This is a genomic window from Bradyrhizobium sp. USDA 4474 (assembly GCF_054057515.1).
In genome coordinates this window covers 7397936-7416869 of sequence record NZ_JBSRZJ010000002.1, presented here as the reverse complement: position 1 = coordinate 7416869, position 18934 = coordinate 7397936, and the positions used below count along the sequence as shown (strand labels likewise).

At 63.2% G+C, this 18934-nt stretch carries 17 protein-coding genes and 2 pseudogenes; 6 read left to right on the top strand and 13 right to left on the bottom strand.

The genetic code is table 11. The features are described from left to right. From ACVW16_RS36510 to ACVW16_RS36495, 4 genes and pseudogenes are all read right to left on the bottom strand, one after another. Positions 1–177 (bottom strand): annotated as a pseudogene (locus ACVW16_RS36510) (CAP domain-containing protein); the annotation flags it as partial. A gap of 95 nt (positions 178–272) precedes the next feature. After that, a complete protein-coding gene (locus ACVW16_RS36505) occupies positions 273–1367 on the bottom strand; it encodes an AMP-binding enzyme (RefSeq protein ID WP_456735215.1) in 1095 nt (364 codons plus the stop codon). A gap of 7 nt (positions 1368–1374) precedes the next feature. Continuing rightward, on the bottom strand, positions 1375–2802 hold the full coding sequence (gene trmFO, locus ACVW16_RS36500; RefSeq protein WP_456735214.1) for a methylenetetrahydrofolate--tRNA-(uracil(54)-C(5))-methyltransferase (FADH(2)-oxidizing) TrmFO: 1428 nt from the start codon (positions 2800–2802) through the stop codon (positions 1375–1377). Positions 2803–2929: 127 nt separating this feature from the next. Continuing rightward, positions 2930–3082 carry a DUF1127 domain-containing protein gene (locus tag ACVW16_RS36495; protein ID WP_092229311.1) on the bottom strand — a complete coding sequence of 51 codons (153 nt, stop codon included), beginning with the start codon at positions 3080–3082 and terminating at the stop codon, positions 2930–2932. A 636-nt stretch (positions 3083–3718) separates the two neighbouring features. Between ACVW16_RS36495 and ACVW16_RS36490 the strand changes: the two genes are divergently transcribed. Beyond that, positions 3719–4045, top strand: a complete 327-nt coding sequence (locus ACVW16_RS36490) for a hypothetical protein (RefSeq protein ID WP_456738173.1) — start codon at positions 3719–3721, stop codon at positions 4043–4045. Positions 4046–4116: 71 nt separating this feature from the next. Here the strand turns inward: ACVW16_RS36490 and ACVW16_RS36485 are convergent, their stop codons facing one another. After that, positions 4117–4941, bottom strand: coding sequence for a lytic murein transglycosylase (locus tag ACVW16_RS36485; protein ID WP_456703677.1), 825 nt, complete (start codon positions 4939–4941; stop codon positions 4117–4119). Between the two features lie 163 nt (positions 4942–5104). After that, entirely contained in the window at positions 5105–6007 is a 903-nt protein-coding gene (locus tag ACVW16_RS36480) for a DUF2189 domain-containing protein (RefSeq protein ID WP_456738592.1), read from the bottom strand. Positions 6008–6340: 333 nt separating this feature from the next. On the opposite strand from ACVW16_RS36480, the gene ACVW16_RS36475 reads away from it, so the two are divergent. After that, positions 6341–6754 (top strand): DUF3597 domain-containing protein, encoded by a 414-nt coding sequence (locus ACVW16_RS36475; RefSeq protein ID WP_456703675.1) that lies wholly within the window; start codon positions 6341–6343, stop codon positions 6752–6754. 54 nt (positions 6755–6808) lie between these two features. On the opposite strand, the gene ACVW16_RS36470 is transcribed toward ACVW16_RS36475, so the two are convergent. The 4 genes from ACVW16_RS36470 to ACVW16_RS36455 form a co-directional block, all read right to left on the bottom strand. Then, positions 6809–7096, bottom strand: a complete 288-nt coding sequence (locus tag ACVW16_RS36470) for a GNAT family N-acetyltransferase (protein ID WP_456703674.1) — start codon at positions 7094–7096, stop codon at positions 6809–6811. A 96-nt stretch (positions 7097–7192) separates the two neighbouring features. Further along, the gene (locus ACVW16_RS36465) at positions 7193–7468 is read right to left on the bottom strand and encodes a GNAT family N-acetyltransferase (RefSeq protein ID WP_456703673.1); all 276 of its coding nucleotides are present in this window, start codon (positions 7466–7468) and stop codon (positions 7193–7195) included. An 11-nt stretch (positions 7469–7479) separates the two neighbouring features. Continuing rightward, positions 7480–7995, bottom strand: a complete 516-nt coding sequence (locus ACVW16_RS36460; protein ID WP_456735212.1) for a DUF3828 domain-containing protein — start codon at positions 7993–7995, stop codon at positions 7480–7482. Between the two features lie 91 nt (positions 7996–8086). Then, on the bottom strand, positions 8087–8401 hold the full coding sequence (locus tag ACVW16_RS36455) for a hypothetical protein (RefSeq protein WP_456735211.1): 315 nt from the start codon (positions 8399–8401) through the stop codon (positions 8087–8089). 178 nt (positions 8402–8579) lie between these two features. Here ACVW16_RS36455 and ACVW16_RS36450 point away from each other — a divergent pair, with 178 nt between their 5' ends. The 3 genes and pseudogenes from ACVW16_RS36450 to ACVW16_RS36440 all read left to right on the top strand — a co-directional run. Continuing rightward, a complete protein-coding gene (locus ACVW16_RS36450; RefSeq protein ID WP_456735210.1) occupies positions 8580–10187 on the top strand; it encodes an acyl-CoA synthetase in 1608 nt (535 codons plus the stop codon). Positions 10188–10196: 9 nt separating this feature from the next. After that, complete coding sequence (locus ACVW16_RS36445; protein ID WP_456735209.1) at positions 10197–11057, top strand: PCC domain-containing protein; 861 nt, start codon at positions 10197–10199, stop codon at positions 11055–11057. Between the two features lie 10 nt (positions 11058–11067). After that, positions 11068–11364: pseudogene (locus ACVW16_RS36440) on the top strand (AAA family ATPase); the annotation flags it as partial. Between the two features lie 777 nt (positions 11365–12141). Here ACVW16_RS36440 and ACVW16_RS36435 read toward each other — a convergent pair. The 3 genes from ACVW16_RS36435 to ACVW16_RS36425 form a co-directional block, all read right to left on the bottom strand. Next, entirely contained in the window at positions 12142–12792 is a 651-nt protein-coding gene (locus ACVW16_RS36435; RefSeq protein WP_456705290.1) for an HAD-IA family hydrolase, read from the bottom strand. Positions 12793–13584: 792 nt separating this feature from the next. Beyond that, complete coding sequence (gene uvrA / locus ACVW16_RS36430) at positions 13585–16560, bottom strand: excinuclease ABC subunit UvrA (RefSeq protein ID WP_456703668.1); 2976 nt, start codon at positions 16558–16560, stop codon at positions 13585–13587. Between the two features lie 266 nt (positions 16561–16826). Continuing rightward, positions 16827–17573: an outer membrane protein gene (locus tag ACVW16_RS36425; protein ID WP_456705289.1), complete on the bottom strand. Its 747-nt coding sequence runs from the start codon at positions 17571–17573 to the stop codon at positions 16827–16829. 591 nt (positions 17574–18164) lie between these two features. On the opposite strand from ACVW16_RS36425, the gene ACVW16_RS36420 reads away from it, so the two are divergent. After that, a complete protein-coding gene (locus tag ACVW16_RS36420; RefSeq protein WP_456703667.1) occupies positions 18165–18659 on the top strand; it encodes a single-stranded DNA-binding protein in 495 nt (164 codons plus the stop codon). The last annotated feature ends 275 nt before the right edge of the window (positions 18660–18934 follow it).

Below are 18934 nucleotides of genomic sequence, written 5' to 3'. Positions count from 1 at the left end.
CATCGCGCGCGCCTGGTCCATGGCAATGCGGTCGAGCGTTGCGTCGCGTATGACGCGGCCCTCGCCATGCTTCAGCCGGAAGCTGGAGATCTGTTCGGCGGCCGACTCGGCCGCCATCACAGGCGCCGCAGTCAGCAGCACCAGACCTGCGATTAGCAGGGCCGCGCCGCGCCTCATGGTCCCCCAACGATTCATTGTTCCCCAAGTCAGCGTAATCCCCCGGCTTCTCCACCGGCATTGTGGACGCTTCAAGGCGCAACGCGACCCGTGATCTAACTGGTCGGCAGGTCCGCCTCGAAGTTGAAACGATCGCGCAGGTTTTTGCGCTGCTCCAGGATGTCCTTCAGGAACGCGCGGTCTTGGTCGTTCCTCATCATAGGCTCGATCAGGTCGAGCTGATTCATCGCGACCAGTTGCAGGATCTCCGTGCGCGGCTTGCCGCTGGTGTCGCGCGGCAACGCGTGCACCACCTGGATGTGTTCCGGCGGCTTTGGCCCCTTGGCGGCCGCGAGTTCGTTCCGCAACTGGCCCTCGAGCGTAGCCTGATCAGCTTCCACAAACGCATAGAGCCCGACGCCGGAACGGCGGTCGGCAAAGGCGACGATGGCGGTGTCTCGCACCGCGGGGTTCTTGCGGATCAGCTCGGCAAGCACCGGCGCATCGTTGACCAGCCGACGACCGCCGCCCTCGCGGTCGGTGAAATTGAACAGGCCGCGCGTGATCGCGCGATAAACCTTCTTGCCTGTCGCGAGCCACAGGCTGGCGGCAAAGGACTTCTTCGTCAGGACCTTTCGCTCGCGGGGCGTCAGCGCCTCGGGCGCGTAGGTGCGCTTGTGCTTGAGCAGGTGCCGGAGATCTTCATAGGCGAGGATGCGGTAAAGCCGGCCACGCCGCTTGAAGCACGCCGCCAGCTGGAAATCGGTCACATAGGCGCGCCCATCGCGGCCCATCAGCCAGTTCTGTTCCTTGGCAAGATCGTTGTGGCAGATGCCGGCGCGGCGCAGGCGGCGCAGTACGTCCTTCGCCGAGCGGAAATAGGCGAGGTCACCATGCGGCTTTGCCAGATGCAGCGCGACGCCGTCGACGAACCCACGCACCAGCGCGCGGCGGCCGGCCCAGAGCAATTCAGGACCGACGTCGAGGCCCTTGGCGAGCGACAGCGCGTGCTTCTCGCGCGCAAACAGATGACGTGCCAGCAGGAACGACCACCACGGCACTTCATCGAGCCGACGCAGCACCGCGTCGACCTCGCCGCCATCGACGCGGAAGCGGCCGCGCTCGACGGTCGAGAACACGTCGCGCTTGAGCAACACGCCCTCGGTCCAGCGCGCCGAGAGCACCGCGGCGTCGTTTTTCGGGAGACTCATCGAAAACTCACGCGGCTGCGGCGATACGCAAATGATCGGCGATCCAGCGATCGAGATCGGCGAGCGCCAAAGCGCTCATGGCTTGCTTCTTGGCCACCGTCTTCTCGTTGCCGCGCAGGCGCGAGCCGTCGGGCTTCTTCGTGGGAGCGCTCGCGAGCGGCGGGAATAAGCCGAAATTGATGTTCATCGGCTGGAACGAGCGCGTGCCCGGCTCGATGGCCTCGATGTGGCCGCCGGTGATGTGGCCGAGCAGCGATCCAAGCGCGGTCGTGCCCGGTGGGCTCGCAAGCGTCTCGCCGCGCGCGTCGGCAGCCGCATAGAGGCCGGCGATCAGGCCGACGCTGGCAGATTCCACATAGCCTTCGCAGCCCGTCATCTGGCCGGCAAAGCGCAGTCGCGGCTGTGCGCGCAAGCGCAACTGGCCGTCGAGCAGCTTTGGCGAGTTGAGAAAGGTATTGCGGTGCAGCCCGCCGAGGCGGGCGAATTCGGCCTTCTCAAGCCCGGGAATGGTGCGGAAGATGCGCTGTTGCTCGCCGTATTTCAGCTTCGTCTGGAAGCCGACCATGTTGTAGAGCGTGCCGAGCTTGTTGTCCTGGCGCAGCTGCACGATCGCATACGACTTTGTTGTGGAATCGTGCGGATTGGTGAGGCCGACCGGCTTCATCGGGCCGTGGCGCAGCGTCTCGGGCCCACGTTCCGCCATCACCTCGATCGGCAGGCAGCCATCGAAATAGGGCGTGTTGGTCTCCCATTCCTTGAACTCGGTCTTCTCGCCGCCGATGAGTGCGGCGACGAAGCCGTCATACTGCTCCTTGGTCATGGGGCAGTTGATGTAATCGGCACCGGTGCCGCCGGGGCCGACCTTATCGTAGCGCGACTGGAACCATGCCACCGACATGTCGATGGAGTCGCGGTGCACGATCGGCGCGATCGCATCGAAGAACGCGAGCGCATTCTCGTCGGTCAGCTCGCGGATGGCGTCGGCCAGCGGGGCGGAGGTGAGGGGGCCGGTCGCAATAACGACGTTGCTCCAACCGGTCGGTGGCAGGCCTTTGATCTCGCCGCGGGCGATCTCGATGAGAGGGTGATCGTTCAGCGCCTTGGTGACCGCTGCGGAGAAGCCGTCGCGGTCGACCGCGAGCGCTCCCCCGGCGGGCACCTGGTTGGCATCGGCCGCGCGCATGATCAGCGAGCCGAGGCGGCGCATTTCGGCGTGCAGCAGGCCGACAGCGTTGTTGGCGGCATCGTCCGAGCGGAACGAATTGGAGCAGACGAGCTCGGCAAACCCGTCGGTCCGGTGCGCCTCGGTCATGCGGTCTGGCCGCATCTCATGCAGCACGACGGGCACGCCCGATCTGGCCACCTGCCAGGCCGCCTCGGAACCGGCAAGGCCCGCGCCGATGACGTGCACAATATTGGATAGAGATCCTGTCATGGAGCGGACAGGTAGCGCTTTTCAGCGATCAGTGGAATCGCCGAGATCGAGTTTTCTGCCACCGGATGCGACAACGCCCGCACGAGGCGGGCGCTATCGGTTCGACCGGTGAAGGGCTGAAACGAGATCAGCCCTGGAACTGACCGGCAGCAACGCGCGGGATGTCCGAGCGATCAAGGCCGATGTCGGCCAGTTCGCGATCGCTGAGCTGGGACAGCTCGGCAACGTTACGCTGATAGTCCCGGAAGGCCTGGATCATGCGGATGAGCGAAAGCAGCATTTGGTAGTCTCCTGTAGTTCGATTCAGCCTTTGCCAAGGCGTCATCGTTGAAATGAATATAAGTGAGAGTGGTGCGTCGCGAAAGTTCATATGTTGCGATGCAGCTAAGCGAACGGCGCATAGCAAGAGTAAGGAACGATTAACCTGTCGGCGGGCCCGTCAAACAGCCGGGCAGGACCTGCTGACGAATACAGTAAGTCTAAGCAATATCATATACTTAGGCGGATTTATATCATTCCGAACGGTGCCGAAGCAGATTACATTTCTGTGATGTAGAGCGCTGCTCAATCAGCGTGTAAACCCAAGTTCGGCATGCACAATTCACATGAATCGCATTTTTTAAGCTATGAATTTGTATTCATTTTGCTTGATGGCGATTACAGCAGCGCCTGATTCTGTGAAGGAGCCGATCGCATTGGACTCGGCAGTGCTTCACCCTGGTGCCGGACGAATCCTCCGGTCCAAATCTTGAAGCCGGCACGTCATTGTGCATCGCACGCACGCGGAGCGTGCAGGCTTGATTACGAAGTTGTAATGAAAATCAGAAATTTCGCATGCGCCTCTGCGCGGCACGCAACATCACGCGATTCTCGCGCGGAATTTATTGCGGCAAGTTGCCACGTCGGCAGAAAAGTCATGTTGCGGATTCCCGCGATGTCGCTGGATTTGTCCCAAAAGCAAGAGAAGGAAAGTAACGTCATGACGAAGTTACTCGGGGTTATCGCCATTGCTGCCGTCGCCTTCGCCGTCGCGCCGGCTCAGGCAGCCAAGCACAGCATGGGTGGCTGCAGCTCGGGCAATCTTGAGAAGACGGAGACTGCGGTCGAAGGGATGCCCGACGGCGACGGCAAGGTCGTCGCTCAGAAGGAAGTCGCCTCCGCGCAGGATTCGATGCTCAACGGCAAAATGGGCGCGTGCGGCATGCACCTGAACAAGGCGATGCACGCCACCATGGGCAAATAAGAGGGTAGGTCAACGCAATCAAGGGAGGGCCGGTCGCAAGGCGATCGGCCCCATTTGTTTCCGTGTGTGCCTTAAGGGGCGTGTGCGAGTTGAGTGGCGAAATAGGCCACGGTCTTGGAATAGACCTCGCTCTTGTTCCACTGCTGGAGCACCGCGAAATTTGGGCTGCCCGGCTGCCAGTCCTTGCCCTTCTGCCAGCCATAGCCGGCGAGATAGTTGGCCGTCGAAGCCAGCACGTCAGGTGCGTTATGCAACAGGTCCCGCTTGCCGTTGCCGTCGAAATCGACGGCGTACTTCATCCAGGACGAGGGCATGAACTGGGTTTGGCCGAGCTCGCCGGCCCAGGCGCCCTTCATCTCGGAGGGCGCGAGATCGCCGCGCTCGACGATGCGCAGCGCATCCATCAGCTCGCCGCGAAACTGCTCGGACCGCCGGCAATCATAGGCCAGCGTCGCCAGCGAGCGGATCGTCGCGAACTTGCCGGTGTTGACGCCGAAATCGGTCTCCAGACCCCAGATCGCGACCAGGATCTCGCCCGGGACACCGTAGGTCTGCTCAATGCGCGACAGCACCGAGCCGTATTGTTTCATCATGTTGGAGCCGCGTGTCATCCGCGGCGGCACCATGCGGCCGGAAAATTCCTCAAAAGTCTGGGTGAAGACCTTTTGCGACTTGTCGCGGTTGAGGACGCTCTGGTCCAGCGTGACGCCGGCTAGTCCGGCGGTGATGGCCTGTTGCGAAATGCCCTTGGCCGCGGCGTCGGTTTTGAAGTCCGCAAGCCAGGCGTCGAAATTGCCCGAACCACAGGCGACCGCGGCCAGAGCGGGCTCGACGAATACGATTGAGGCTGAGAGGACGAGGGCTGCAAGAGCGAGACGAGAATTCGTCGGGGTCATCAGAGGTAATTGATTCCGTGAAGTGATATGACCGGCGAAGCAATGTCAGATGTAACCGCGGCCAAAGCAAGGCGTATGGCAGTCAGTCGCGCCCGCCCGGGGGGCCGGACAGGAGCGGCTGTAGCAATATCGTCGAACGCTTCTTCGTCCTGAGGCGTCCGTTCTATTCCCTGTTCCGCCACGGGAATAGGTTAGCAGGGAAATCGGCCGCCGGCTTGCGCGGGCGCTGCGGCGGCGGCGGCACCGGCCGTGCACCGGGCTCGGAGACAATGACCTTGCGGTAGAGATGCCAGGTGGCGTGACCGAGGAGGGGGATGACGACGGCAAGGCCGAGGAACGCGGGGATCGTGCCGAGCGCCAGCAGCACCGCGACGATCAGGCCCCAGGCCGCCATCGGCACCGGGTTCCTGGCGACGACGCGGAGCGACGTGACCATCGCCTCCAGCGCGCCGGCATGGCGGTCGAGCATCAGCGGGAATGATACCGCGCTGATGCAGAGCGCGGCGAGCGCAAACAGGAAGCCGGTGCCGCAGCCGATCACGATCAGCCACCAGCCCTGCGATGTCGTCAGCACGCGCGTCACGAAATCCGAGATTCCGGTGACACCCTCATAGCCGAACGCCGCCACATAGATCGCCTGCGCAGTCGCGACCCAGGTCACGAACAAGGCGAGCAGCAGGGTGCCAAGGCCAAGCATCGCGCCGAAGGAGGGCGAGCGCAGTACGTCCACCGCATCCCAGGCGGTGGCTTCCTCATGGCGCTCGCGACGGCTCGAGAGCTCGTAGAGGCCGAGCGCTGCGAACGGGCCGATCAGGGCGAAACCCGCGGCCAATGGAAACAGCAGCGGAATCACCGAATAGCCCATCGCCACGCGGGCGAGCACGAGGCCCAGCACCGGGTAGATCACACAGAGGATGATCGCGTGGCTTGGAACGGCCTTGAAATCTTCCCAGCCGCGCTTGAGCGCGTCGTGCAGGTCGGACAGTTGGATGGTTCGGATGATCGGTCCGGCCGCGTCTGCGGTCCGGCCCATCCTGGGGACATTGCCCTGGTATAGTGTGGCCATGGTCGGCTTGCTCCCTTGCCATGCAGCCGAATTGGGCGCCGACAACGGCGCAAGCGGCCGCATTTCTGAGTTTCACGATGCCAACCAGACGCGAATTCCGGATGGCATCGCGAGCTGAACGAGAAGCGTACGCCTATTTCCGAGTCCTGTCCCTCACGCTTGGGTGAAAATCGATGCCGCAGTGCAACCCCGATGACGTCATCCGGTCGTCATTTCGCCGCAGATAAGCTCATGCTGTTTGTTGGTTCGCAGGGACTTCGCGGGCGCGACAACGTAACTTCATCCATAAGTGTCACTCAGGGCCTTACAAGGGATCCTTTTCGGGGAACAGACATGAGCATTTTCGGGAAAATCATGGGCGCGATCTTCGGCGGCCACGCAGCTTCCGGTGCGCCCGCCGGCGGCGCACCCGCGGGCAGCGCGCCGGCAGGAGGCGCGCCAGGCGCATCGGCGCCGGCGTCTGCACCTGCAGCCGCGCCTCCGGCAACTGTCGATGTCGCGGCGATCGTTGATGCGGCCGCCGCCGCGCACAAGGGCGAGAAGCTGGAATGGCGCACCTCGATCGTCGACCTGATGAAGGCGCTCGACGTCGATTCGAGCCTTGCCGCGCGCAAGGATCTCGCGAAGGAGCTCGGCTACACCGGCGACATGAACGACTCCGCCAGCATGAATGTCTGGTTGCACAAGCAGGTGATGTCCAAGCTCGCCGCCAATGGCGGCAAGCTGCCGCCGGAAATCAAGCACTGACCGGTTACCATTGGTCAATGCTGAAGGGCCCGCGAACTCGCGGGCCCTTTTTGGTCAGGCAACGAGATCTGCGTCCTCCGGATGCTTGTCGAGATAGTCGACGACGAAGCCGCAGCCCGCAATCACCTTGCGGCCGTCCTTGCGGATCAGCTCGAGTGCGCCCTTGATCAGCTCCGACGCGATACCGCGGCCGCGCAGTGCACGTGGCGTCTCGGTGTGGGTGATGATGACGGCAGTAGGCGTCAGGCGGTAATTGGCGAAGGCCAGCTCGTGACCGGTCTCTTGGCCGACATCGAGCTCGAAGCGGCTCCTGTCCTTGTTGTCGCGAACCGCTGTTGCCATGGCTGCCCCTTCCGAAGCGATGCTTGTTGCCTGATCCAGGCGCCTGAATCCTGTCCACTTTTTTGGGGGAAATCAGGGCTCCTCGCAATGACGAGGTTAGATTTTCACCAGGTCCTGATAGTCCGGATGCTTGTCGATCCAGGCCTTCACGAACGGGCATTCCGGGATCAGCTTCAAGCCGCTGGCGCGGACCTGGTCGAGCGCGCCTTGCACCAGCTTCGAGCCGATGCCTTTGCCGCCGAGCTCTTTCGGCACGTCGGTATGCTCGAATGTGATGACATCGCCTTCGAGCTTGTAGTGCTCGGTCGCGAGATGGCCTTCCACCTCGAGCTCATAGCGGTGATGAGCCCTGTTGTTGATCACGTCGCTCATGATATCTCCGCTCAACTTTTCAGTGCGTCCGTCAGCATCTTGCGGATCGACCAGGGTTCGCCGTCGGATGCCCCCTTGATGTCATCGATCTTCCAGCTGTTGGCTTCTCGCACGAAGTCATAATGCACGATCCGATCGGCTGGTTTGCGGTCGTTGCGGCGGCCGGTGATGGTCACCGCCAGCGTCGCCTTGTCGGCCTCGGCTTTCTCCAAGTCAACCTTGAACGACTTCACGTCGGGTTCCTGCGAATTGGTGATGGGATCGAAATCGATCGGGCCGACGTCGCCCTTCGGCGTGTGCGCATCCGCCTTCGCCCACAGCGCGACCAGCGCCTGGGAGAAATATTTTGCCTTCGCAGCCTTGTTCTCGGTGACGAAGGCCGCGCCGCCGTCACCCTTGCCCTTGGCGGCGCGGGTGTAGATCGCGCTCAGGATGGCTGCGGGATCGTCGGCGGCAGGCGTCTGAGCGAAGACGGGCTTGGCGGCGGCGAGGAGAGAGGCGGCAACGAGGCTGCGGCGGGTGAGCATGGATCGTCCCTCAGATGATGGCGAGCGACCATAGGCCGGAACGGCTGATGTCGACGCTGTACCCTGTAGACCAACCCAAGCGTGGTTCGGTTCAATCGGCCGCCTTGGCAAGCCGCGAATCGTCCGGCTGTGGCTTTGCATGAAGGCAGCCCTGGCAGATGACCAGCGAACGATTGACCTTTGCGTCCTGCTCGGCATCGATGCCGTCGCTCTCCGACTGGGCAGCTGCGCGCGTTGGGCGTGAAGGGCCGGGAGTAGAGTGCGGCCGATTGGGGTCCCGACCCGCGCCATCCCAGGCATAGCGCCCGGGCGTAAAGGCGGGATCGGAGGCCAATTGCGCTTGCGGAGCGACGGCACAGCCGGCAAGCGCCAACGACAACAGCAGGAACGCGGGCGCTTTGACCATGATGCGGCACTCTGTACGCGAGGACTGATGCAGGTTGCGCCGATCATGTTTAAAATTCCCTGAACGAGCGCAAGGATGACGCCGGCTGGCGGCCTTGCGAGGCCGTTCTTGATGGCGATAAATGGGCCGCAATATCGGGGAAGGCCAGCGTGCCATCCGCTATCGAAGAGGAAGCCCCATGCAGCCGCTCCGCATGTCCCGCCGTGTCATGAATCTCGCTCATATGCTGACGCAGAATGCGCGGCGGCATGGATCTCGGCCCGGGTTCGTCTGGGGGGACAAATCCTGGACCTGGCGCGAGATCGATGCGCGGGTCTCGGCACTCGCTGCCGCACTTGCCGCGCGCGGTATCGCCAAGGGCGATCGCATCCTCGTCCATTCCAAGAACGGCGACGAGATGTTCCTCTCGATGTTCGCGGCTTTCCGGCTCGGCGCGGTCTGGGTGCCGACCAATTTCCGCCTGATGCCGGACGAGGTGGCCTATCTTGGACAGGCCTCCGGCGCGAAGGCGTTTCTGTGCCATGTCGATTTCCCTGAACATGCGGCGGCGGTGAAGGGCGGCCCGCTGGAATTCACTTGGTGTATCGACGGCGAGGCCTCGTTCGGCGAGACGTCGGTGGCGGACGCCATCGGCTCACAGGCTGGCACCGTGGTCGAGAATGTCGCAGTCGAGCATGACGATCCCTGCTGGTTCTTCTTCACCTCAGGCACCACCGGCCGCTCCAAGGCTGCGGTGCTGACCCACGGCCAGATGGGGTTTGTGGTCACCAACCATCTTGCCGATCTCACCCCTGGCGTCACGGAAGCCGATGCGTCGCTGGTGGTGGCGCCGCTGTCGCACGGCGCGGGCGTGCATCAACTGGTGCAGACCGCGCGCGGGGTCTGCACCGTGCTGCTGCCGACCGAGAAATTCGATATCGACGAGGCGTTCCGACTGATCGAAAAGCATCGCGTCGCCAATCTGTTCACGGTGCCGACGATCCTCAAGATGATGGTCGAGCACCCCGCCGCCGACAAATACGATCATTCCTCGCTGCGCCACGTGATCTATGCGGGCGCGCCGATGTATCGCGAGGACCAGAAGGCCGCGCTGAAAAAGCTCGGCAAGGTCATCGTGCAGTATTTCGGCCTCGGCGAGGTCACCGGCAACATCACCGTGCTGCCGGCGGCGCTGCATGATCCCGAGGACGGGCCGCACGCCAAGATCGGCACTTGCGGCTTCGAGCGCACCGGCATGCAGGTCTCGATCCAGGACGACGAGGGCCGCGAGCTCAGTGCGAACCAGAGCGGCGAGATCTGCGTGATCGGTCCTGCGGTGCTCGCCGGCTATTACGACAACCCGGAGGCCAATGCGAAGGCGTTCCGCAACGGCTGGTTCCGCACCGGCGATCTCGGCCACATGGACGAGGAGGGGTTCGTCTACATCACCGGCCGCGCTTCGGACATGTACATCTCGGGCGGCTCCAACATCTATCCGCGCGAGATCGAGGAGAAGATCTTGACACATCCCGCGGTCGGCGAGGTCGCTGTGCTCGGCGTGCCCGATGCGACCTGGGGCGAGGTCGGCGTCGCCGTCTGTGTGGCGCGTGACGGCGAGAACGCCGTGAGCGAAGCGGAGATGGCGGCGTTTCTCTCGCCGAAAGTGCCGCGCTACAAGATGCCGAAGCGCTTCTTCTTCTGGGAGGCGTTGCCGAAATCCGGCTACGGCAAGGTGCCGAAACGCATGGTGCGCGATGAGCTGGAGGCGCGCGGGCTGCTCGATCTCGACAAATCGAAGGCAGGCTGAGCGCTGATCATGCGGAGCATCAAGCAGCCGGGCGCGCCCGCCACTGAGCGTATCCAATGGGTGGAGGCGAGGGGCCGCGCCTTTTCGTTCAGGCTTCAGGCTGGTCTGCCGCTGCTCGAAGCCGCGCGCCGCGGCTTTGCCGCGGAAGGCTTTGCGGGTGGCGTGCTGAATTTCGGCCAGGGCGCGCTCGGACCGTTCGGCTATGTGATGCCGGCGCTGTCGAAGACCGGCGAGAATGCGGCGTTCTATAGCGACACGCAGCGGCCCGCAGGCGTGACGCGCACCCGGTTCGGCAGCATGACGCTGGGCGAGCGCGACGGCGCGCCGTTCTTTCATTGCCACGGCCTGTGGACGGAAGCGGATGGCAAGGCGAGCGGCGGCCACATGCTGCCGGACGAGACGATCGTGGCCGAACCGTTCGAGGTCCGGGCTTTTGGCGTCGAGGGCGCGATGTTTCGCGCCGAGCCTGACCCCGAGACCAATTTCAAGCTGTTCGGACCGGTCGCTACAGCGAGCACCGGCGCGCGCACGACCAGCCGCGCCTTCGCGCTGCGGCTGCGGCCCAACCAGGATTTCGCCTTCTGCCTCGAAGCCTTTTGCAAGGCGCACGGCATAGCGCGCGCAAAGATCCACGGCGGGGTCGGTTCGACCATCGGCGCCCGCTTCACCCATGGTGGTGTGACCGAGCCGTTTGCGACGGAGCTTGCGATATCGGCTGGGACGATCGCGCCTGACGCCTCCGGCGCGCTGCAAGCCGCGCTGGACGTCGCCTTGATCGACTACACCGGCGGCATCGCCGAGGGCCGGCTGATCGGCGGCGACAATCCCGTGTTGATGACGATGGAGCTGGTGCTGGAGGCGCTGGATTAGCTTCCGTGTTGAAGAGCGCTGCCGGCGCCAGGGGATTTTCATCTTCGACGAGCCGGAATCCGCGTTGTCGTCGACGCGTCAGCTCGAATTTTTGAAGCTGCTGCAGCGCATGGAGGACTCCCGCATCTGCCAGGTCATCATGGCGACCCATTCGCCGATGCTGATGGCTTATCCAAATGCGCGGTTGCTGCGGCTCGGGAAGTACGGGCTGGAGCCGACGAGCGTGGAGGAGACCGATCATTACAGGGTGATGCGGGAATTCTGCGACGACCCGCGCGGGTTCGTGGAGGCGACGCTGGCGGAATAGGTGACGGAAGGACGTCGCAGATGCGCGCTCGCTCCGTCGTCATTGCAAGCGCAGCGAAGCAATCCAGAATCCCGCCGCGTTGACGGTCTGGATTGCTTCGCTGCGCTCGTAATGACGGCGCTTGGGGCACGGGCACCCAATTCGCGTCTTCCTTGCAGACACACCTTCGCGTCCTCGCTGCACACGTGCCCGAGCTTTTGGTTCAACCGCTGCCCTCGAAGGTGCCGAGGGCGCAGGGAAGACCGGGTGCTGACCTCGCACCCGCGGTCCACTGTGCGATGGGTTGCGCTACAAGAGGCTGCACAGCGGCATACAGGTGAAGCCCAAACATCCGGCCTTCCCTGCGCAGTGGTTTGACGGCTTATGTCGTGATCTCCCCGGGGAGCGATGCACTATTGCCCCCGTCGGCTCGCAGATGACTGACACGAGGGCCCGGTTGGGCCACACGCATCACCACGAGCCTTGACGCACAGACTCCGGGCGCCAGGACCACACGATTTTGCCGTACGCGGATCACACCGGTCGTTTGCGCGACGCTTTGCTCACGGTTGCCCGCCCTGCAGAACCCTTCGCGCCGATGCGGCCCACGCCCACCGCCGTCCGGCCCGCGTCGTGACGATCGCGATACGCCCCTCTTCCATGGGCCGGGTTGCCGCGACACATACGCCGTTTCCGAATTTCGGTAAAGTGGAATATTTTCGGATGCGCAGCTTGCCCCACGGCTGGGGTGTTTTGCCCGACAGGCAACGCAAGCTGTTGTGGCACGCTGCGCGGCAGCTAGGCCGGCGTGCGATCTCCGAGGTCGGCCAGCACGGCCGGCGCGATCTCGTCGATGTGCGTGAAGACGAGATCCGGCTGCCGCGCCCGCAGCGCCGCCGGTGCGGCGTAACCCCAGCTGACCGCGCCGCACGCAATCCCCACCGCACGCGCCGCCTCGATGTCGCGGACCTCGTCGCCGATTGAAATGACGTTTTGCGGCATCACGCCAGCACGCCGGATGACGCGGCGAAATTTCGCGGGCTTGCCGAACACGGAAGCCGCGCCCTCGAAATACCGGAATAGCGTGGCTGATGCGCCGAGCTTTTGCCGCGCATTGACTTCGCTGTCCGACGTTATCAGCGCGAGCTGCACGCCGTTCTCGGATAGCGTCCGCAGCATCGCTTCAGTGCCCGCAAACAGCGAAATCTCCGACGCCGCTTCCGCCTTCAGACGCCGCGCATAACGCGCGATGGCCGGCAGCTTCCACACGGGCACCTCGAGCCGTGAGAGGATCTCGCGCGTCGAGGCATGCCGCAGCCCTTCGACATCCTCATCCCTGACGCGCCGAAAGCCGAAACGATCGGCGACGTCGTTGATGGTGCGGAGGAACCAGGGGAAGCTGTCGACGAGAGTGCCGTCGAGGTCGAAGATGGCGAGGGCGTAGCGCATGAAGGAGGGGAGGTTACCAGCAGCAAGCCGGGCTTGGAGATGATTTGGCCGAGGTGTCGGAGCCCAGTAATGCAGCGCGTCGTACATGTTCACTGGCCCACTCTGCAAATGCAAGACGAGAGGCTGGGTCAGCGAAAACCCCAGCTGGAAACCGTGCGTCGTACCAGAGCGCGACCGGCGAATTGGTATCCTTCATCGCTGCAGTCGCACTCCAGGGCATCCGGCTTTCGACGCCCGGAGTCCTAATGACTGTCGAGACATCATCAAAGGCAACCTGCCACGTCATCTGCGCGGCTCCATGCAGCTCGAATGATCTGCCAAAACATTTGGCGAATGCATCAGAGCATCACGAAGAATGCGAAGCAATACCCCAGCATGAACCACATTAGCGATCCGAATGCCGCACCCGCTGCCAACCAACCTCGATCCACGGCTGCACAGGCCCAAACGATGATCAGGAAGATTGCGACGACTGGGGCACCGGCGCTGATGCGCTGGTCGATGAGAGCCTTCAGGTTCTTACCAGTCACATTCCAAAAAGTCTGTGTTCGGCTCTGGTGGCTTGAAATTCGAAATGGAAGCCGCTTGCTCCAGTTGCGTTGCTCATTCTGACCTCCCGACGGCGAAGTCAGAAAGGTATAGCAGGGATCAGCGATTAACCCGAGGTTGCTAATAGGCGAACTAAGTATCGTCCCACGGAGGATACTTAGAAGAAGCGAAACGCATGGATCGGCCAAGCGACTGGCCGAGCCATCGGTCCCATAGACACACTGCCAAGACTGCAGCGATAGGCTACTCCGCCGCCTCGCTCGTGCTCCGCCGCTTCGGCTTGCGCGCCTTCTTCAGCACCGGCTCCAGGAACTTGCCCGTGTAGCTGCGCTGCGCTTTCACGATGTCCTCGGGTGGGCCCCAGGCGACGATCTCGCCGCCGCCGTCGCCGCCTTCGGGGCCGAGGTCGATGACCCAGTCGGCGGTCTTGATGACTTCGAGATTGTGCTCGATGACGACGACCGTGTTGCCTTGCGCGACCAGCTCGTGCAGCACCTCCAGGAGCTTCTTGACGTCGTGGAAGTGCAGGCCGGTGGTCGGCTCGTCCAGGATGTAGAGCGTGCGGCCGGTGGCACGCTTGGACAGCTCTTTTGCAAGTTTGACGCGCTGGGCTTCGCCGCCCGACAGCGTCGTCGCTTGCTGGCCCACGTGAATGTAATCCAGCCCGACCCGGTGCAATGTCTGAAAAGTCTCGCGCACGCGCGGCACCGCCTTGAAGAACTCGGCGGCTTCCTCGACGGTCATGTCGAGCACGTCGGCGATGCTCTTGCCCTTGAACAGCACTTCGAGCGTCTCGCGGTTGTAGCGCTTGCCCTTGCAGACGTCGCAGGTGACGTAGACGTCGGGCAGGAAGTGCATCTCGATCTTGATGACGCCGTCGCCCTGGCACGCTTCGCAGCGGCCGCCCTTGACGTTGAAGGAGAAGCGGCCCGGCTCGTAGCCGCGCGCCTTCGCTTCGGGCAGCCCGGCGAACCATTCGCGGATCGGCGTGAAGGCGCCGGTGTAGGTTGCCGGGTTCGAACGCGGCGTGCGGCCGATCGGCGACTGGTCGATGTCGATGATCTTATCGATATGCTCGAGCCCCTCGATGCGGTCGTGCGGAGCTGCGCCTTCGCTGGCATTGTTCAACTTGCGGGCGATGGCCTTGTAGAGCGTGTCGATCAGCAGCGTCGACTTGCCGCCGCCGGAGACGCCGGTGACGGCGGTGAACAGGCCGAGCGGAATTTCGGCCGTGACATTCTTGAGGTTATTGCCGCGCGCGTTCACCACCTTGATGGTGCGGCGATGGTTCGGTGGCCGCCGCTCCGGCACCTCGACCTCGAGCTCGCCGGTGAGATATTTGCCGGTGAGCGATTTCGGGTTGCGCATGATCTCCGCGGGCGTGCCTTCGGCGATGATGTTGCCGCCGTGCATGCCGGCGCCCGGGCCGATGTCGAGCACGTGGTCGGCGAGCAGAATCGCGTCCTCGTCATGCTCGACCACGATCACGGTGTTGCCGAGGTCGCGCAGCCGCTTCAGGGTGTCGAGCAGGCGCGCATTGTCGCGCTGGTGCAGGCCGATCGACGGCTCGTCCAGCACGTAAAGTACGCCCGTCAACCCCGAGCCGATCTGCGAGGCCAGGCGGATGCGCTGGCTCTCGCCGCCGGACAGCGTGCCGGAGGAACGGGAGAGGGTGAGATAGTTGAGGCCGACGTCGAGCAGGAAGGTGAGGCGCTCGCGGATCTCCTTGAGGATGCGCCCGGCGATCTCGTTCTGCTGCGCGTTCAGCGTATCAGGCACGGTCTCGAACCATGCGCCGGCGCCTTTCACCGACAGCTCCGAGATCTCGCCGATGTGCTTGCCGCCGATCTTGACGCAGAGCGCCTCGGGCTTCAGCCGGAAACCATTGCAGGCGCCGCAGGGCACGTCGTGGAAATACTTTGCGAGTTCTTCCCGCGCCCACTCGCTCTCGGTTTCGCGGTAGCGGCGGTTGATGTTGGTGATGACGCCCTCGAACGGCTTCTTGGTGTCGTAGGAGCGCACCCCGTCCTCATAGGAGAACTTGATCTCGTCGTCGCCGGAGCCATGGAGGATCGCGTTCTGCGTCTTCTTGGGCAGATCCTTCCACTTGGTGGTGAGCGTGAACTTGTAGTGCTTGCCGAGTGCCGTCAGCGTCTGCACGTAATAGGGTGACGATGACTTGGCCCAGGGCGCGATCGCGCCCTTGCCGATGGCGATCTCCTTGTCGGGAATGACCAGGTCCTCGTCGACATGTTGCTCGACGCCGAGGCCGCCGCAGGCCGGGCAGGCACCATAGGGATTATTGAAGGAAAACAGTCTGGGCTCGATCTCGGGGATCGTGAAGCCCGAGACAGGGCAGGCGAATTTTTCCGAGAACAGGATGCGCTCGGGTCCGCTCTTGTCGTGGATCTTTGCCGTCTTCTTTTTCTCTTCCGCCGGCGCTGCCGCCGGCGCGTCGGCGAACTCGACGACGGCGAGGCCCTCGGCGAGCTTCAGCGCGGTCTCAAAGCTTTCGGCAAGGCGCTGGCCGATATCGGCGCGCACCACGATGCGGTCGACCACGACGTCGATGTCATGCGGGAATTTCTTGTCGAGCGTGGGCGCTTCCGCCAGCTCGTAGAAAGTGCCGTCGATCTTGACGCGCTGAAAGCCCTTCTTGAGCCATTCGGCGAGTTCCTTGCGGTACTCGCCCTTACGGCCGCGCACGACGGGCGCCAGCAGATAGAGGCGGGTGCCTTCCGGCAGCGCCAGGACGCGGTCGACCATCTGCGAGACGGTCTGGCTTTCGATCGGAAGTCCCGTGGCCGGCGAATAGGGCACGCCGACGCGCGCCCAGAGCAGGCGCATATAGTCGTAGATCTCGGTGACCGTGCCCACGGTCGAGCGCGGATTCTTCGACGTCGTCTTCTGCTCGATCGAGATTGCCGGGGACAGGCCGTCGATCTGGTCGACGTCGGGCTTCTGCATCATCTCCAGGAACTGGCGGGCATAGGCCGACAGTGATTCGACGTAGCGGCGCTGGCCTTCCGCATAGATGGTGTCGAAGGCGAGCGAGGATTTGCCGGAGCCGGAGAGGCCGGTGAAAACCACGAGCTTGTCGCGGGGAATCTCGACGTCGATGTTCTTGAGGTTGTGCTCGCGCGCGCCACGGATCGTAATCGCGCGCAGGCTGGAGCCCGCGTTCTGCTGTTGGCGCTTCGCCTTGATCACTTCATCCATCCCGTTGCCCTCGAAGAATCCCATGAGCGAGCAACCGCACCAACGTTCCGGCGCGCTTCGCCCGGAACCGGGATCGGCGCCAATGGGTATGTGAGCGAACGTAGGAAGAACGGGGAGGGATTTCCAGAGGGACCTGCGAATCGTCAACGGATTGTTGTGGCGCTGGCAGGACTTGGCAGCAGCTGATGGCGATTGCACCGAATGGAACAGCAAAAAGGCCGGCACGAGGCCGGCCTTTCGTGACGTTGTGACGTCGGTTGCGAGGATCAGTACTTCGCGACCACCGGGCCACCGAAGGTGTAGTTCAGGCGGACGGTGCCCATGTCCACATCCTGCTTGATGTTGTCGGCGCGGAAGGGCAGGCCGACCACCGTGAAGCTGTCGTTGTGCTTGCCCATGAACAGGTGGTTGTACTCAAAACCAACCGACCAGTTCGGCGCGAAGCCGAACTCGATGCCGGTGCCGATGGTGCCGCCCCAACGGGTGTCGCTCGCGTCGCCGACCGTGACACCGGCCAGAGTGCCGCTGAACTTGTTGTGGGTGACGGCCGCACCGCCCTTCACATACCAGAGGACGTTGTTCCAGGCGTAACCCACCTGGCCGGTGAAGAGGCCGATGGCGTCGATCTTGGTATTGTTCACCAGCGGGAAGAACGCGGCGGGCGAGCTGGTGTTCGAACCCTTCAGATCGGCCCAATCACCCTGCGCTTCGACGCCGAACACCCAGGCGGCGGACTGCCAGCGATAACCGATCTGACCACCGGCGAGAGCGCCGGTCGCGTCATGGCAACCTTCGCTCGTCGTGGGGACAGTAGCGCCACCGACGCTGGTCGTGTCCCAGCAATTGTGGCTGGAGCCGCCACCAGCGTTGGCGCCAATGTAGAAGCCGCTCCAGTTGTAGATCGAAGCGATAGCTACCGGAGCCTTGGTGTAGGGGCGAGCCGCCAGATCGGCAGCCGAAGCGGCGCCAGTGAGGGCGAACAGAGCGGCCGAAGCCAACAAAACCTTTTTCATTTTCAACTTATCCCAGTCCCAGTTTCTGTTGTTGCCTTCCGTGCGTCGGAAGGGCAGCGGACGTCGTCCAACTGACGTCTTGCTTACACCACTGAAGCCGCAAGTTGTGTCTCTCAAAAGCCACAACAGGCGCAAAACGTGGCGTTTGCTGGAAGAAACAGCAAAAGGCCGGCGCGAGGCCGGCCTTCGATTCTCGAATGGATTCAGAGGGATCAGTGCTTTGGGGATCAGTACTTGATGACCGTATTTAGCGATTGCCGGGCTGCCGAAGCGGTAAGTGAGGCGGACGAGACCGATGTCGACATTGTGGCTGATCCGGTCGGTCTGGAATGCAACGCCAGCGGGTGTATTCAATGTGACGGTCCGATTCCCCCAAGATGTGGTCATACTGCCGCGCAGGGTTTGGACGCTTGGCTCGCCGCCATTTCGATGGGAACAAATCTGGAACGAAGGCCCGATCGGTGCTATATGTGGGGATAACCGAGGGCGTGGTGGGCCGATCGGCGCTTGTAAGCGTATAGGGTCGCCCCAACAGGCGGCAGCGCGGGCGCGCCTTTTCGAAATTCAGTGGCATTGGAGTGGAGAGCGGCGATGGCGGGAAGCGTCAACAAGGTCATTCTGGTTGGAAATCTCGGCAAGGATCCGGAGATCCGCCGCACCCAGGACGGGCGACCGATCGCGAATCTGAGCATCGCCACCTCCGAGACCTGGCGCGACAAGAACAGCGGCGAGCGCAAGGAAAAGACCGAGTGGCACCGCGTCGTGATCTTCAATGAAGGGCTCTGCAAGGTCGCCGAGCAGTATCTGAAGAAGGGCGCCAAGGTTTACATCGAAGGCGCGCTCCAGACCCGCAAATGGACCGACCAGAGCGGCGTCGAGAAGTACTCCACCGAGGTCGTGCTGCAGGGCTTCAACTCGACGCTGACGATGCTCGACGGCCGCGGCGGCGGAGGTGGCGGCAGCTTCGGTGACGAGCCGGGCGGCGATTTCGGCTCGTCCGGTCCGGTCAGCAGCGCACCGCGTCGGCCCGTGGCGGCCGGCGGTGGTGGCCGCAACAATGACATGGACGACGACATCCCGTTCTAGGAATGGTCCGGGCGATGAGGGTGCGCTGGTCAGGTTGATCAACACCTTCCACGTCGCGTCAGTAAACCCAACTAATCGACGGAAGGGGCTCGGAATTTGCGGGCCCGCTTCATGTTTGGGATGAAGTCGGGGCGCGGGCTGCAAAGCGGCAGAACGGCCGCACTCGCCCACGGCTCGACCGCCCGTCCGAGGCGATTTTGGAAGGTTGATTCCAGGCTCATCCAGGATGCCCGCTTCAGGGACGTAAGTTATTGGAAGAATAGACGGAAAAAGCG

Excerpts from the sequence above, each read along its gene's own strand:
- ACVW16_RS36460 (WP_456735212.1), bottom strand. The coding sequence starts at position 7,995 with ATGCTCACCCGCCGCAGCCTCGTTGCCGCCTCTCTCCTCGCCGCCGCC.
- ACVW16_RS36425 (WP_456705289.1), bottom strand. The coding sequence starts at position 17,573 with ATGAAAAAGGTTTTGTTGGCTTCGGCCGCTCTGTTCGCCCTCACTGGC.
- ACVW16_RS36505 (WP_456735215.1), bottom strand. The coding sequence starts at position 1,367 with ATGAGTCTCCCGAAAAACGACGCCGCGGTGCTCTCGGCGCGCTGGACC.
- ACVW16_RS36470 (WP_456703674.1), bottom strand. The coding sequence starts at position 7,096 with ATGGCAACAGCGGTTCGCGACAACAAGGACAGGAGCCGCTTCGAGCTC.
- ACVW16_RS36455 (WP_456735211.1), bottom strand. The coding sequence starts at position 8,401 with ATGGTCAAAGCGCCCGCGTTCCTGCTGTTGTCGTTGGCGCTTGCCGGC.
- uvrA (WP_456703668.1), bottom strand. The coding sequence starts at position 16,560 with ATGGATGAAGTGATCAAGGCGAAGCGCCAACAGCAGAACGCGGGCTCC.
- ACVW16_RS36445 (WP_456735209.1), top strand. The coding sequence starts at position 10,197 with ATGCGGAGCATCAAGCAGCCGGGCGCGCCCGCCACTGAGCGTATCCAA.
- ACVW16_RS36465 (WP_456703673.1), bottom strand. The coding sequence starts at position 7,468 with ATGAGCGACGTGATCAACAACAGGGCTCATCACCGCTATGAGCTCGAG.
- ACVW16_RS36450 (WP_456735210.1), top strand. The coding sequence starts at position 8,580 with ATGCAGCCGCTCCGCATGTCCCGCCGTGTCATGAATCTCGCTCATATG.
- ACVW16_RS36495 (WP_092229311.1), bottom strand. The coding sequence starts at position 3,082 with ATGCTGCTTTCGCTCATCCGCATGATCCAGGCCTTCCGGGACTATCAG.
- ACVW16_RS36485 (WP_456703677.1), bottom strand. The coding sequence starts at position 4,941 with ATGACCCCGACGAATTCTCGTCTCGCTCTTGCAGCCCTCGTCCTCTCA.
- trmFO (WP_456735214.1), bottom strand. The coding sequence starts at position 2,802 with ATGACAGGATCTCTATCCAATATTGTGCACGTCATCGGCGCGGGCCTT.
- ACVW16_RS36475 (WP_456703675.1), top strand. The coding sequence starts at position 6,341 with ATGAGCATTTTCGGGAAAATCATGGGCGCGATCTTCGGCGGCCACGCA.
- ACVW16_RS36490 (WP_456738173.1), top strand. The coding sequence starts at position 3,719 with ATGTTGCGGATTCCCGCGATGTCGCTGGATTTGTCCCAAAAGCAAGAG.
- ACVW16_RS36435 (WP_456705290.1), bottom strand. The coding sequence starts at position 12,792 with ATGCGCTACGCCCTCGCCATCTTCGACCTCGACGGCACTCTCGTCGAC.
- ACVW16_RS36480 (WP_456738592.1), bottom strand. The coding sequence starts at position 6,007 with ATGGCCACACTATACCAGGGCAATGTCCCCAGGATGGGCCGGACCGCA.
- ACVW16_RS36420 (WP_456703667.1), top strand. The coding sequence starts at position 18,165 with ATGGCGGGAAGCGTCAACAAGGTCATTCTGGTTGGAAATCTCGGCAAG.